Raw genomic sequence first — 12,981 nt, 5'->3', positions numbered from 1 at the left:
TGGCGAATATGATTGTTTCCTTAACGAGGCAGCGCTGGATTCCGGGATGCGAACGATAGCCTCCATATTCGCGATCGTCTTGGCCTTGGCCATAGGCAACACCGCGCACGCCCAAAGCGTTCAGCGTATTGCAGCCGTCGTGAATGAGGATGCTATCTCGGTTTATGACTTGCTGGCACGGCTTCGCATGGTCGTATTGACGACCAATTTGCCCGACAACGCCCAAACGCGGAATTCGCTGGCCCCTCAAATCTTGCGGACGTTGATCGACGAACGCCTTCAACTCCAGGAAGCCGAACGGCTCAGCATCGGAGTCGACGACGAGGAAGTCGCGGCGTCGATCAAGAGGATGGAGTCGCAGCTTCAACTGCCCGAGGGCGGGGTCGCTGGTATTTTGCGGCAGGCCAATATTCCGATTTCGACACTGCGGGACCAGGTCAAGTCGCAGATCGCCTGGTCGAAAGTGGTCAGCACCCGCCTGCGGCCAACGGTTACGATCGGCGAGGATGAGATTCAAAATTACTTGGAAACCCTCAGGGCCAATTTGGGTAAACCCCAATTCCGTATCGGCGAGATTTTTCTGGCGGTCGACACTCCGGCCAACGACGTGGAGGTGCGGGACCGAGCACGTAAGTTAAGCCAGGAGATTCGTGAGGGAGCCCGGTTCCAGGCAATGGCGCGACAGTTCTCGGAGAGTTCGTCGGCCGCCGCCGGCGGCGACATCGGGTGGATCCGGTTGGACCAGCTCCAACCTGAAATCGCCGCGGTCGTGAAAACGATGGACGAACGACAGGTATCCGATCCGATTCGCACCAACGAAGGCTACAGCATCATCATCCTGGCCGGCCAGCGGAACGAGAAACTGCCGGAGCCGGTTGAGGTCGTTGCATTGCAGCAGATCAACCTGCCCTTCGGTGTCGGCGCTTCCAACGCTGAGATACAATCGCAGATCGAACTTGCGCGAACCGTGAGCGAGGTCGTCAGCGGTTGCGACGACCTCGAATCCGCGGGTCGTGAAATGGGCGCACGCGTCTCCCAGAGACTCGCCGATCTTGAGGTCGAGGACCTTACGCCGGCGATGCGCAAAGCCATCGCGGGGCTGCCGACGGGTCGAGCCAGTCCTCCAGTGACACAGGAGCAAGGCGTGAACGTTGTCATGGTCTGTGAACGCTCGCAAAAGAACGGCCTACCCAGCGACAGAGAAGTGACAAACCAACTGGCCACCGCCAAGCTCAATTTGCTGGCACGGCGCTACATGAGAGATCTCCGCAATACTGCGTTCGTCGACGTCCGCGTCTGATGGCTGGCCATGCGGACGGCTTGCTCGCCGTCACCATGGGCGAGCCGGCTGGGATTGGCGGCGAGCTCACAATGCTGGCCTGGCAATCCCGGATGCCAGATCAACCACCCTTCTTTGTCGTTGATGATCCGGCCCGGCTGGCAAGAATATGTCGGAACCTGGGATGGTCGATTCCGATCGAAGCGGTGACCGATGCCGGGCATGCGCGTGAGGTTTTTGACAACGCACTGCCGGTGGTGCCGATCACGGTTCCGGTCGCGGTAGAACCCGGTCGGCCGAATTCGAAGAACGCGGCGGCCGTGCTGGCCTCGATCGATCGATGCCTAACGCTGGTTCGTGAAGGGGCGGCCGACGCCCTGGTTACCAATCCAATTCACAAGCATGTCCTGATGGACGCCGGGTTCGAGCATCCGGGCCATACCGACTACTTGGCACAACGAGCGGGCAGCGCCGGCCGCGCGGTCATGATGCTGGTCTCGCCATCGCTGCGCGTGGTTCCGGTGACCGTCCATCTGCCCCTGGCCCAAGTTTCAGCGGCTCTAAGCGAAGATCTCATCGTTCGGCACTGCCAAGCAACCGAGGAGGCTTTGCGGCGAGATTTCGCCGTCGCCAATCCGAGGATCGCGGTGGCCGCGCTGAACCCCCACGGCGGCGAAGGCGGTGTCCTCGGCAAAGAAGAGATCGAGATAATCCAGCCGGCGGTCGAGCACGCGCGCACCATGCAAATCAATGTCATAGGGCCGACTCCAGCCGACAGTCTCTTCCACCCAATCGCTCGCGAACAGTTCGACGCGGCGATTTGCATGTACCATGACCAGGCGCTTATCCCGCTGAAAACGCTCGATTTTGATGCCGGAGTCAATGTCACCATCGGGCTTCCCTTCATCCGCACCTCGCCCGATCACGGTACGGCATTCGATATCGCCGGAACCGGGCGTGCCAATCCGCGTAGTATGATCGAAGCCCTGAAACTGGCCGCCGTGATCGCACAACGGCGGGCGCAATCGGCGAAGACGGCATAGTTGCAAGATGGTTAGCAGCGAAGAACCGCCGCCCCTTCGAGACGTTATCGCCAGGTACGGCCTTTCGGCACGCAAGGGGCTGGGACAACATTTCCTTCTCGATCAGAACCTAACGGCAAAGATAGCGCGCAGTGCCGGTGACCTGACCGGGGCAAATGTCATCGAGGTCGGTCCAGGTCCCGGCGGTCTAACGCGTGCGCTTCTTGAGAGCTCCGCCGCAACGGTCGTCGCCGTCGAACGCGATGCGCGATGTATCGACGCGCTCACCGAACTCGGTGCGCGCTATCCCGGGCGCCTCAAAGTCATTGAGGCGGACGCCCGTCGCGTCGACGTCTCGACATTGGCGCCGGCGCCACGCCACATCGTTGCCAACCTCCCGTATAATATATCGACCGTACTGCTCATTGCCTGGTTACGGCAAGCCGAGGCGTTCGCGTCGATGACCTTGATGTTTCAGCGCGAGGTCGCCGAACGGCTGGTCGCGTCGCCCCGTACCCACGCCTATGGCCGTCTCACAATTGCCGCCCAATGGCGCTGCCACGCCGATCTCCTGTTTGACCTGCCCCCCGCGGCCTTCGTACCGCCGCCGAAAGTCACGTCGACCGTGGTGCGCCTCGTTCCCCGCCCGACACCCCTCTGCGATGCCGATCCGACCTGCCTCGAACGCGTGGTGGCTGCGACGTTCGGACAACGTCGCAAGATGATCCGCTCGAGTCTTCGCTCCCTCGGCATCGATGCCAATCTGTTATGCGAGGCCGCCGCGATCGAGCCGACGGCACGCGCCGAGGCTCTCGACATTGTGGCCTACTGCGCCCTCGCCCGTGCATATCGGAAAATGATCACTGACCGCGGCGAAGGTTGTTGACGAAATCACCGAGACCAACAAGCCGTGCGCGACGGTGTCGTTCCGCCATGAGTATGGCTCGAACGCGGGCCACGCTGTCAGTAATGTCGCGGTTCACGACGATATAATCATACTCCGGATAGTGGCTCATTTCGTCCGCCGCTTTTGCCATCCGCGCGGCCACGACCTCACGACTATCCTGGGCACGCTCCGTCAATCGCTGTTCGAGGGCGCCGGTCGACGGCGGTAAAATAAAAACCGACACCAAATCCTCTCGCACCCGCTCCTTCAGTTGCTGGGTGCCTTGCCAATCAATATCGAAAAGCACGTCGCGCCCGGATTCGATGGCGGTCTCCACGGGTTCCCGCGGCGTCCCGTAATCGTGGCCGAAAACGTGCGCGTGTTCGAGCAAATCGGCACGTTCGACCATTGCCGCAAAATGCGCCTCGTCGACAAATATGTAATCGCGCCCTGGTTCCTCGCCGGGGCGGGGCGGCCGCGTCGTCGCCGAAATCGACAGAGTCAGATTGGCGTCGTGTTCAAGCAGGCGCCGTGAGATCGTCGTCTTGCCGGCGCCCGACGGCGACGACAGCACCAGCATCAAGCCGCGCCGGCGAATCTCGCTATCAGCCATGGCTCTGTAAGCTACTCAACGTTTTGCACCTGCTCCCGCATTTGGTCGATCACGGCCTTCAAATCCAATCCAATCGTCGTCAGGTCGATGTCGCTCGACTTCGCGCACAGCGTGTTGGCCTCGCGATTGAATTCCTGGCAGAGGAACTCAAGCCGGCGGCCAACCGGCTCATCTTTGGCAATGAGGTCGTTAGCCGCCATGATGTGTGCGTTGAGGCGGTCGAGCTCTTCGCGAATGTCCGCCTTGGCCGCCAATACCGCCGCCTCTTGAAGGAGCTTTTCCTCGGGCAGCGCGGGGACGGATTCGAGCAGTTGCTGTACCTGGGATGCCAATCGTGCGCGAAGCGCCTCCGGCTGCACAGCGGCCGTTGTCGACGCCGCCGCGACCAACTCGCCGACCCGGCCGAGTTGGCCAATCAGAACCTGCTGCAACCGCTCGCCTTCGGCATCGCGAACGGCGACGGCAACGGCGAGTGCCTCGTCCAGCGACGCCATCATCGCGGTGTCCCGTGTCTGGGTCGCCTGTTCGTCTTCCTCAGCATCGGAAAGCTCGATCAGGCCGCGCACCTGAAGCAAGTTCTCGATGGTTGGCTTTCGATCGGAAACCAGGTCTTTGAGCTCTGCCTGCAAGCTCAGTATCTGGTCGAGCAGGGCGTGATTTACCACCGGTCGTTGCGCCGACTGATTCTTGGTGACGAGCAGCGATATTGAGACATTGCCGCGGCGCAACACAGCAGCGCCACGTCGCCGAACCTCGGCATCCATGCGCTCGGCCCCGGCTGGCATACGGCAGCGTATATCGAGCCCCTTCCCGTTAACGGTCTTGATTTCCCAGGTCCACCGGGTGTCGGCCAAATGGCCATCGACGCGGGCATAACCGGTCATGCTGGATAATGGCACGAGCACCCCTTATTTTGTATTTCGGCCGCTATTGGCCGCAATATAGACTTGGTCCCATCCACCAACAAGGTGCATCCGGCCTTCATGCGCGATCCCCGAAGTGTCCTCATAACAGGGGCCAGCAGCGGCATCGGCCGCGCACTCGCAATGCGCTACTCCCAACCCGGCCGGTCTCTGGCTCTAAGCGGCCGTGACCAAAAACGACTGGACGAAACGGCGGCGCTATGTACGGAGCTGGGCACGACGGTCCGGCGTACGATCGTCGACGTGACCGATGCGGACGCCATGCGGTCGTGGATCGCTCAAAGCGATGAATTGGCGCCTCTGGATCTGGTAATCGCCAATGCCGGAGTGTCGGCCGGTACCGGCGCGGGCGGGGAGGACGCTGACCAGGCCCGGCATATCTTTCGCACCAACCTCGATGGCGTGGTCAATACGATTCACCCGGCAATCGACTGCATGAAACCGCGCGACCGCGGACAGATCGCGATCATCAGCTCACTCGCCGCCTATCGCGGGTTTCCCGGAGCCCCCGCATATTGCGCCAGTAAAGCGGCGGTACGAACTTACGGGCAAGCGCTGCGCGGCGCCCTCCATCGCCACGGCATCGGCGTAACGGTGGTCTGCCCCGGTTTCGTGAGAAGCGCGATGACCGACACCAACGATTACGCCATGCCGCTGATGATGGAAGCGGCCCGGGCGGCAGATATCATCGTCCGCGGCATCGAGAAAAACCGCGCCAATGTCGCTTTCCCTTGGCTGCTTCACGGCGCTGTCTGGCTTTTCGCCGCCTTGCCGGCGGCCTGGACCGATCCGTTGTTCCGGCGGCTTCCCGAAAAAAGTTAGGTCTCAGCAAAAGGCCTCTGCCTCACTCTTTCGCTATTGCGATTTCTGGCGCTGCAGCCGACGCCATTTCGCGACATTGCGGTTGTGCTCCGCCAGAGTCTTGGCAAAGACATGGCCGCCAGTGCCGTCGGCGACGAAATAGAGTTCCTTGGTGTCGGCGGGGCTGAGGACCGCGGCGATCGCATCGCGGCTCGGGATGGCGATGGGGCCTGGCGGCAGTCCGTCGATGAGGTATGTGTTATAAGGATTCGGCGTCTCCAGGTCTTTCGTCATCAACGGCCGGTCGATCGCGCCGGTTCCGTTCGAAAGGCCATAGACGACCGTGGGATCGGCCTGCAGCCGCATCCCGTTCTTGAGCCGGTTGTTGAACACCGCCGCGATCCTCGGGCGTTCTTCGGCGATTGCCGATTCCTTCTCGACGATCGATGCCAGGATGACCGCTTGTTGGCGATCGGCGACGGCGATTCCGCCATCGCGGTCCGGCCACAGTTCGTCCAGCGCCTTATTCATATCCGCGACCATCCGCGCAACCAGCGCCTGCCGGCTGTCGCCACGATCGAAATAATAGGTCTCCGGCAGCATCCACCCTTCATCAGGAACTTCGGTGATTTCGCCGTCCAGCGTATCGGCGGCCATGATCTCTTCGAGTGCCTGCTTGACGGTAATCCCCTCGACGATGGTGATGCGGTGTTGCACCGTCTTGCCGTCTAGCAGGAGATCCATGACCCCATTCGGACTAATCCCCGCCGGGACCTCAAATTCCCCGGCCCGCAGTCCGCGTCCGACGTCGGCGACGCGAACACCGGCAATGAACAGCCAGGGATATTCGACTATCCCCTCCTCCGCCAACAGCGAAGCGATGCCGGTGAGACCGATTCCCTTCGGGATCGTTATGATTTTCGGTTCGGCCAACGGGCCCGGTTGCGTGAAGACGTAGTAGCCCCATCCCATGACGCCGCCCGCGACAACTACGAGGGTAAAGATTCCGGCGAGAAGTCGGCCCATCTGCGCTAGGGCGCCGGACCGAATATCAGTGATGCGTTGGTTCCGCCAAAGCCGAAGGAGTTCGAAAGGGCATACCGAATCAGCCTTTCCTTGGCGGTAAAGGGCACGAGATCGATGTCGCAACCTTCGGATGGATTATCCAGGTTGAGCGTTGGCGGCGCGACCTGATCCTGCAAGGCCTTGATCGAGAAAATCGATTCGACGCTACCCGCAGCGCCGAGCAGATGGCCGATCGCCGATTTGGTCGACGACATGCTGAGTTTGTAGGCGTGGTCGCCGAACAAACGCTTGACCGCTCCCAACTCAATCTCATCGCCCAGCGGTGTCGATGTGCCGTGAGCGTTGATGTAGTCGATATCGTCCACGTTGAGTTGGGCGTTGCGTAGCGCCGCCTCCATAGCGCGATACCCGCCGCTGCCGTCTTCCGCCGGCGCCGTCACATGAAACGCATCGCCGGAAAGGCCATAGCCGAGAATCTCGGCATGGATCGTGGCGCCGCGCTTCTTGGCATGGTCCAGGTCCTCGAGAACAACGACCCCGGCTCCCTCTGACATGACGAAGCCGTCGCGATCTCGGTCCCAGGGCCGGGAGGCGGCCGGCGGATTATCGTTGAAGTCGGTCGACAGAGCCCGCGCCTGATGAAATCCGGCGATGCCCAGCCGGCAGACCGATGCCTCCGCCCCACCGGCAACCATGACATCGGCGTCGCCATAGCGGATCAACCGCGACGCATCGCCGATCGCGTGCGCTCCGGTCGAGCACGCCGTGACCACGGAATGATTGGGGCCGCGGAAGCCGAATCGGATCGATACGTAGCCTGAGACAAGATTTATCAGGGAAGCGGGAATGAAGAAGGGACTGACACCGCGCACGCCCTTCTCATGAAAGGCCAGCGCCGATTTCTCGATCCACTTGAGGCCGCCGATGCCAGATCCGATCAGGACACCGGTTCGGTTCTGCGATTCCTCATCCTCGGGTTCCCAGCCCGAATCCTTGACCGCCTGGATGGCCGCCGCCATGCCGTAAATTATGAAATCATCAGACCGGCGCCGGTCACGAACCGACATCCATTCATCAGGATTGAACTCGCCCGGGCCGTCACCGAACGTGAAGGTTCCGGCGATTTTGATCGGCAGGTCGGACACATCAAAAGATTCGATGGTTCGAATGCCAGATTCGGAATTGGTGAGCTTTTTCCAGGTGGTCTCCGCATCACAGGCGAGCGGCGAAACCATTCCTATGCCGGTTATGACGACACGTCGCATATTTGTGCTCGGCTCCGTACTACGGCAGCCAATGGGGCGCCGGACCGGCCGCTTCTCCGATCAGGCGTGTTGTTCGATGAAATCGATGGCGTCTTTGACCGTCACGATCTTTTCCGCCGCGTCATCGGGGATCTCGCAACCAAATTCCTCTTCGAAATGCATAACAAGCTCAACGGTATCGAGACTGTCCGCCCCTAAATCGTCGATAAAGCTGGCATCGTCCGTTACCTTGGTCTCCTCGACGCCAAGATGCTCGACTACGATTTTCTTAACCCGATCACCAATGTCACTCATATCTTACAACCCTCAAGAATTATTGGGCAATGATAGGGAGATAGGGCCGACGGGGCCTATGCGCGAGCCTTTCCGGACCTAAGAATCGCCGTTTCCTAACACACTTTGTTGACGATGACCAGCATATGCCCGTATTGAAAATCCGCCCTCAAATCATCGCCATTCCGCCGTTTACATGGATCGTTTGGCCGGTCACGTAGGCAGCCTCATCGCTCGCCAAATAGACCACCGAATAGGCGATATCGTCGGGGTCGCCGAGGCGTCCGACCGGGACGCGCTCGAGCAATTTTTCCTTTTGGGCGTCAGGCAGGACATCGGTCATCGCGGTTTCGATGAAGCCGGGGGCGACGCAGTTGACGGTCACACTGCGCGAGGCGATTTCCGCCGCCATCGACTTCGACATCGCAATCATGCCGCCCTTTGAAGCCGCGTAATTGGCCTGCCCCGGATTTCCGGTTACGCCAACGACGGAGGTAATATTGATGATACGGCCCCAGCGGCGACGCATCATGGAACGGATCGCCGCCCGCGACAGCCGAAACGCCGCCGTCAAATTCACGTCCAAAACGGTTTGCCAGTCCTCGTCCTTGAGCATCATCGAGAGGTTGTCGCGGGTAAGGCCGGCATTGTTGACCAATATGTCGACCCGCTCCATGGCGTCCTCGGCCCGCTTTATCAGCCCGAGGACTTGTTCCACGTCGCCGAGATCGCAAGGAATGACATGAACCCGCTCGCCAAGCTCACCGGCTATGGCATCGAGTCGCTCGGTCCGCGTGCCGGAGATGGCGACGGTCGCGCCTCTGTCGTGAAGACGGCGTGCAACCGCACCGCCGATACCGCCGGTCGCGCCTGTGACGAGCGCGCATTTCCCGGTCAGATCAAACATCGGCATCTCCTAGATCGAATTAAGGAAGCTTTCGATATCCTGGGCATCCTGGACCGCGACCGCGCTGAGGTCGCGGTCAATGCGCTTGGCCATTCCGGTCAGGATCCGGCCGGCACCGAGCTCGACCTGGGAATCCACGCCCTGATCGCGCATGTAGAGTACCGATTCCCGCCAGCGCACCCGTTCCGTGACCTGTTCCACCAGCAGGTCGCAAATTGTATCCGGATCCTCGACCACCGACGCCGTGACATTGGCCACCAAAGGTGTCGCCGGAGGCTCGATCGCCGCCCGCCAAAGCGCTTCGCGCATGACATCCGCCGCGGGCTGCATGAGGGCACAGTGGAAGGGCGCGCTTACCGGCAGCATGATGCTTCGTTTCGCACCCTGTTCCGACGCCATGGCAACCGCCCGTTCGACAGCGCCGCGGCTGCCGCTGACCACCACCTGTCCCGGCGCATTGTCGTTGGCGGCGGCGCAGACCTCATCGCCCGCCGCCGCTTGGGCGATCGCGACGACGGCGTCGAGTTCGAGTCCGAGTATCGCCGCCATGGCTCCGTCGCCGACCGGCACCGCATCCTGCATGGCGCGGCCTCGTGTCTTGAGCAGGCGCGCGGTCTCGGCAACCGAGACAGCTCCAACCGCGCAAAGCGCCGAATACTCGCCCAACGAGTGGCCGGCGACAAAGGCGGCGACACTCGGCAGGTCGACGCCGCCTTCCGACTGAAGAACCCTGACGACGGCCAAACTGGCCGCCATTATCGCGGGCTGTGCGTTCTCGGTCAGTGTCAGATCGGATTCGGGACCCTCGAACATGATCCGTGAGAGATGCTGATCCAAGGCATCATCGACCTCCTCGAGCAATTGCCGCGCCGCCGGAAAGGCCGCCGCTAAGTCCTGTCCCATGCCAACCGCCTGGGAAGCCTGGCCCGGAAAAACGAAAGCTCGTGTCATATTCTGCAATTTCCCCTGTGATTGGCATCTAGTGAAGGGGCCGGGCCAAGCGCTGTCAAGCGCACTTGCACGGCATCGGCAAATGTGTATATTTCGCCGCCTCATAACTCCTTGCCGACAATAGTCGGCTAGCGCCGGGTGGCTGATCTGTAAAGGGAGCAGCGCCGGGGCATGAACAGCCATGAGGAGCAAACGATGGCGTTTTACGAAAGCGTGTTTATTGCGCGCCAGGACATATCGGCGACCCAGGCCGATGCACTGGCCGACAAATACGGCGAGATCATACAAACCGGCGGCGGCACCGTCGCCAAGCGTGAAAACTGGGGTTTGCGCACGCTTGCCTATCGAATTCGAAAGAATCGGAAGGGGCACTACATATTGATGAATATCGATGCCCCCGCCGAGGCGGTCCTGGAGATGGAACGCAATATGCGCATCGATGAAGATGTCATCCGCTATTTGACGATCCGCGTCGACGAATTGGACGAGGGTCCGTCGCCGGTCATGCGGAACCGCGGCGGGCGCGATCGCGATGACCGTGGACCGCGGGGACGCGACAGCCGTGACAGCCGTGACAGCCGTGATGATAGCGATCGCCAAAAGAATCGCGCCAGCGACACCGCTGACGGCGGCGATACCAAAAGCGAAGGGGCCAAGGAATGAGCAACGGGACATCCAGACCATCCCGCCGGCCGTTCTTCCGGCGTCGCAAATCCTGCCCGTTCTCCGGCCCCAACGCGCCGAAGATCGACCACAAGGACGTCAAATTGCTGCAACGATTCATATCGGAGCGCGGAAAGATCGTGCCGAGCCGCATAACCGCCGTATCGGCCAAACGTCAACGCGAGCTCGCCCGCGCGATAAAGCGCGCGCGCTACCTGGCGCTGCTCCCCTATGTCGTCAAGTAGCGTCGGCGCACCGCGCGAGGAGACCCGCCCATGGAAGTGATACTGCTGGAACGAATAGAGAGGCTTGGACAGATGGGGGACGTGGTCAACGTCAGACCCGGTTTTGCCCGAAATTTCCTGTTGCCACAAAAAAAGGCGCTCCGTGCGACCCAGGCCAATCGCGAGTACTTTGAAACGCAACGGGTGGAGCTCGAAGCGGCGAACCTGGAACGACGCCAAGAAGCCGAGGATATCGCCGGGCGTATGGAGGGCTTGACCTTGGTAGTCATCCGTCAGGCCGGTGAGAGCGGCCAGCTTTACGGTTCGGTTTCCGCGCGCGACGTTGCCGAGGCGACCACCGCTGCCGGTTTTCATGTGGATCGAAGCCAGGTCCAGATGGCACACGCGATCAAGACACTTGGCATCCACGAGGAGCACATCGCGCTTCACCCCGAAGTCATCGTCGATGTCTCTCTGAACGTGGCTCAGTCGAACGAGGAAGCCGAAGCCCAGAAAGCACGCGGCGGGTCGCTGGCCCAGATTGCCGAGCGCGAGGCGGCGGAGAGTGCGGCCCGGGCGAACCGCGCACGCGCGGCCGAAGCGGCCAAAGAAGAAGCAGCGGAAAAAGCCGCCGAAGCCGCCGAAGAGGCCGATATCGAGTCTGCCGGCGAATCCGAAGCCGATGGCGGAGACGAGGCCGAGGGAGCAGAGAACGCCGAAGTGTAAGGGGACGTCGAGTTTGTCCTTTCGCTAGGGCGGTGTGATTTGCTATAGATTTAGAGATGGGCACGGGTCGGGTCACGTAATCGCGCCTTTGGTGCCCAGGACCACGTCGGATTCACAGTCGGAACGAAGCCATGCTGGCGTCGCACCTTCTGAAACACTTGGTCAAAATCGGCAATCTTCGCGTGATAGATGCCGATGGCGCAGTCCATGAATTCAAGGGCGACGAAGGGCGGACGTGCGCAATTCGGCTTCACGACCGAGCGCTCCATCGCAAGTTGTTTTTCCGGCCCGAGCTCTATATCGGCGAAGCCTATATGGATGGTTCGCTGACAATCGAGGAAGGATCGCTTTACGACTTCCTCGATTTGTGCGGCGTCAATATGGCGAATCTCGAGACTCATCCGAGTTACCGCCTTTCACAGCCGGTTAACCGAGTCCTGCGCCGAATTCATCAGTTCAACCCGATCGGACAGGCGCGCAAGCATGTCGCCCACCACTACGATTTGTCCGACACCCTTTACGATTTGTTCCTCGACAAGGACCGGCACTATTCGTGCGCCTATTTCCGCAGCGGTAACGATGATCTCGAGGCCGCCCAGGCCAACAAAATGAAACATATTGCGGCCAAGCTGCTGTTACGGCCGGGCCAGAATATTCTCGATATCGGGTCGGGTTGGGGTGGCATGGGCCTCTACCTGGCGCGCGCGTCCGAGGATTCGACCGTTACCGGAATTACGCTTTCTACCGAGCAACACGCGGTATCCAATAAGCGCGCCAAGGATTTGGGTCTTGACGGCCGGGTACAGTTCGAACTTCGCGATTACAGGAACCAGTCCGGAACCTTCGATCGGATCGTTTCGGTCGGCATGTTCGAGCATGTCGGAGCCAGCTATTACACCCAATTCTTCCGCAAGGTGAAGGGCCTGCTCGCAGAAGACGGGGTGGTCCTGCTTCATTCCATCGGCCGTATGGAGCCGCCGGGATCGACCAATCCATGGATCCGCAAATATGTCTTCCCGGGCGGATACACGCCGGCACTTTCGGAAGTCATGCGGGCGGTCGAGAAAGTTGGGCTGTGGATCACGGATATCGAGATCCTACGCCTGCACTATGCCGATACCTTGCGCGAATGGCGGCGCCGATTCGCCAACAACCGCGATAAGGTTATCGACCTGTACGATGAGCGATTTTGCCGAATGTGGGAATTCTACCTGACAGGGTCCGAGATTTCGTTCCGCCACATGAACCAGATGGTTTTCCAGATGCAGCTCGCCAAACGACAGGACGTTGTGCCGTTGACGCGGGACTACATCACCGACTGGGAACGAACGCAGTCCGAGGTATCGGTGGCGGCGGAATAGCAAGAGTTTTTTGTACCGCGCTTATCCACATCCGGCAGTCGCGCCGCGACAACCGATTGCT

The 12,981-nt window shown here is 60.7% G+C and carries 15 protein-coding genes; 8 read left to right on the top strand and 7 right to left on the bottom strand.

Annotated elements, in window-relative coordinates:
- The first annotated feature begins 46 nt into the window (after positions 1 to 46).
- From GY791_16680 to rsmA, 3 genes are read left to right on the top strand one after another with little or no spacing between them, the layout of a single operon-like run.
- A complete protein-coding gene (locus GY791_16680; protein ID MCP4330063.1) occupies positions 47 to 1,300 on the top strand; it encodes a hypothetical protein in 1,254 nt (417 codons plus the stop codon).
- A complete protein-coding gene (gene pdxA, locus GY791_16675) occupies positions 1,300 to 2,322 on the top strand; it encodes a 4-hydroxythreonine-4-phosphate dehydrogenase PdxA (protein MCP4330062.1) in 1,023 nt (340 codons plus the stop codon). Before GY791_16680 ends, pdxA begins: the two co-directional genes overlap by 1 nt.
- A gap of 7 nt (positions 2,323 to 2,329) precedes the next feature.
- Positions 2,330 to 3,187, top strand: coding sequence for a 16S rRNA (adenine(1518)-N(6)/adenine(1519)-N(6))-dimethyltransferase RsmA (gene rsmA / locus GY791_16670; protein ID MCP4330061.1), 858 nt, complete (start codon positions 2,330 to 2,332; stop codon positions 3,185 to 3,187).
- Here the strand turns inward: rsmA and gmk are convergent.
- Together gmk and GY791_16660 are read right to left on the bottom strand one after the other, a co-directional pair.
- Positions 3,162 to 3,800, bottom strand: coding sequence for a guanylate kinase (gene gmk, locus GY791_16665; GenBank protein MCP4330060.1), 639 nt, complete (start codon positions 3,798 to 3,800; stop codon positions 3,162 to 3,164). The genes rsmA and gmk overlap by 26 nt on opposite strands.
- An 11-nt stretch (positions 3,801 to 3,811) precedes the next feature.
- Positions 3,812 to 4,684, bottom strand: coding sequence for a YicC family protein (locus tag GY791_16660; GenBank protein ID MCP4330059.1), 873 nt, complete (start codon positions 4,682 to 4,684; stop codon positions 3,812 to 3,814).
- A gap of 99 nt (positions 4,685 to 4,783) precedes the next feature.
- On the opposite strand from GY791_16660, the gene GY791_16655 reads away from it, so the two are divergent.
- Positions 4,784 to 5,545 (top strand): SDR family NAD(P)-dependent oxidoreductase, encoded by a 762-nt coding sequence (locus GY791_16655; protein ID MCP4330058.1) that lies wholly within the window; start codon positions 4,784 to 4,786, stop codon positions 5,543 to 5,545.
- Positions 5,546 to 5,578: 33 nt separating this feature from the next.
- Here GY791_16655 and mltG read toward each other — a convergent pair whose 3' ends face one another.
- The 5 genes from mltG to fabD all read right to left on the bottom strand — a co-directional run bounded on the left by mltG (position 5,579) and on the right by fabD (position 9,946).
- Positions 5,579 to 6,550: an endolytic transglycosylase MltG gene (mltG, locus tag GY791_16650; GenBank protein ID MCP4330057.1), complete on the bottom strand. Its 972-nt coding sequence runs from the start codon at positions 6,548 to 6,550 to the stop codon at positions 5,579 to 5,581.
- Positions 6,551 to 6,555: 5 nt separating this feature from the next.
- Positions 6,556 to 7,815 (bottom strand): beta-ketoacyl-ACP synthase II, encoded by a 1,260-nt coding sequence (gene fabF / locus GY791_16645; protein ID MCP4330056.1) that lies wholly within the window; start codon positions 7,813 to 7,815, stop codon positions 6,556 to 6,558.
- A 60-nt stretch (positions 7,816 to 7,875) separates the two neighbouring features.
- Positions 7,876 to 8,109 carry an acyl carrier protein gene (locus GY791_16640; GenBank protein MCP4330055.1) on the bottom strand — a complete coding sequence of 78 codons (234 nt, stop codon included), beginning with the start codon at positions 8,107 to 8,109 and terminating at the stop codon, positions 7,876 to 7,878.
- Positions 8,110 to 8,257: 148 nt separating this feature from the next.
- Positions 8,258 to 8,995, bottom strand: coding sequence for a 3-oxoacyl-[acyl-carrier-protein] reductase (gene fabG / locus GY791_16635; GenBank protein ID MCP4330054.1), 738 nt, complete (start codon positions 8,993 to 8,995; stop codon positions 8,258 to 8,260).
- A gap of 9 nt (positions 8,996 to 9,004) precedes the next feature.
- The gene (gene fabD / locus GY791_16630) at positions 9,005 to 9,946 is read right to left on the bottom strand and encodes an ACP S-malonyltransferase (GenBank protein ID MCP4330053.1); all 942 of its coding nucleotides are present in this window, start codon (positions 9,944 to 9,946) and stop codon (positions 9,005 to 9,007) included.
- A 195-nt stretch (positions 9,947 to 10,141) separates the two neighbouring features.
- On the opposite strand from fabD, the gene rpsF reads away from it, so the two are divergent.
- From rpsF to GY791_16610, 4 genes are all read left to right on the top strand, one after another.
- A complete protein-coding gene (rpsF, locus tag GY791_16625) occupies positions 10,142 to 10,609 on the top strand; it encodes a 30S ribosomal protein S6 (protein MCP4330052.1) in 468 nt (155 codons plus the stop codon).
- The gene (rpsR, locus tag GY791_16620; GenBank protein ID MCP4330051.1) at positions 10,606 to 10,854 is read left to right on the top strand and encodes a 30S ribosomal protein S18; all 249 of its coding nucleotides are present in this window, start codon (positions 10,606 to 10,608) and stop codon (positions 10,852 to 10,854) included. Before rpsF ends, rpsR begins: the two co-directional genes overlap by 4 nt.
- 30 nt (positions 10,855 to 10,884) lie before the next feature.
- Complete coding sequence (gene rplI, locus GY791_16615; protein MCP4330050.1) at positions 10,885 to 11,559, top strand: 50S ribosomal protein L9; 675 nt, start codon at positions 10,885 to 10,887, stop codon at positions 11,557 to 11,559.
- Between the two features lie 131 nt (positions 11,560 to 11,690).
- On the top strand, positions 11,691 to 12,920 hold the full coding sequence (locus tag GY791_16610) for a class I SAM-dependent methyltransferase (protein MCP4330049.1): 1,230 nt from the start codon (positions 11,691 to 11,693) through the stop codon (positions 12,918 to 12,920).
- The last annotated feature ends 61 nt before the right edge of the window (positions 12,921 to 12,981 follow it).

The organism is Alphaproteobacteria bacterium (genome assembly GCA_024244705.1).
Lineage (GTDB): Bacteria > Pseudomonadota > Alphaproteobacteria > JAAEOK01 > JAAEOK01 > JAAEOK01.
Note: the sequence above shows the minus strand (reverse complement) of the source record. Positions and strands in the feature narration are given on the sequence as shown.

What these genes read in the sequence shown, in the direction of transcription:
- GY791_16680 (MCP4330063.1), top strand. Translation starts at nt 47, where the DNA reads ATGCGAACGATAGCCTCCATATTCGCGATCGTCTTGGCCTTGGCCATA.
- pdxA (MCP4330062.1), top strand. Translation starts at nt 1,300, where the DNA reads ATGGCTGGCCATGCGGACGGCTTGCTCGCCGTCACCATGGGCGAGCCG.
- rsmA (MCP4330061.1), top strand. Translation starts at nt 2,330, where the DNA reads ATGGTTAGCAGCGAAGAACCGCCGCCCCTTCGAGACGTTATCGCCAGG.
- gmk (MCP4330060.1), bottom strand. Translation starts at nt 3,800, where the DNA reads ATGGCTGATAGCGAGATTCGCCGGCGCGGCTTGATGCTGGTGCTGTCG.
- GY791_16660 (MCP4330059.1), bottom strand. Translation starts at nt 4,684, where the DNA reads ATGACCGGTTATGCCCGCGTCGATGGCCATTTGGCCGACACCCGGTGG.
- GY791_16655 (MCP4330058.1), top strand. Translation starts at nt 4,784, where the DNA reads ATGCGCGATCCCCGAAGTGTCCTCATAACAGGGGCCAGCAGCGGCATC.
- mltG (MCP4330057.1), bottom strand. Translation starts at nt 6,550, where the DNA reads ATGGGCCGACTTCTCGCCGGAATCTTTACCCTCGTAGTTGTCGCGGGC.
- fabF (MCP4330056.1), bottom strand. Translation starts at nt 7,815, where the DNA reads ATGCGACGTGTCGTCATAACCGGCATAGGAATGGTTTCGCCGCTCGCC.
- GY791_16640 (MCP4330055.1), bottom strand. Translation starts at nt 8,109, where the DNA reads ATGAGTGACATTGGTGATCGGGTTAAGAAAATCGTAGTCGAGCATCTT.
- fabG (MCP4330054.1), bottom strand. Translation starts at nt 8,995, where the DNA reads ATGTTTGATCTGACCGGGAAATGCGCGCTCGTCACAGGCGCGACCGGC.
- fabD (MCP4330053.1), bottom strand. Translation starts at nt 9,946, where the DNA reads ATGACACGAGCTTTCGTTTTTCCGGGCCAGGCTTCCCAGGCGGTTGGC.
- rpsF (MCP4330052.1), top strand. Translation starts at nt 10,142, where the DNA reads ATGGCGTTTTACGAAAGCGTGTTTATTGCGCGCCAGGACATATCGGCG.
- rpsR (MCP4330051.1), top strand. Translation starts at nt 10,606, where the DNA reads ATGAGCAACGGGACATCCAGACCATCCCGCCGGCCGTTCTTCCGGCGT.
- rplI (MCP4330050.1), top strand. Translation starts at nt 10,885, where the DNA reads ATGGAAGTGATACTGCTGGAACGAATAGAGAGGCTTGGACAGATGGGG.
- GY791_16610 (MCP4330049.1), top strand. Translation starts at nt 11,691, where the DNA reads ATGCTGGCGTCGCACCTTCTGAAACACTTGGTCAAAATCGGCAATCTT.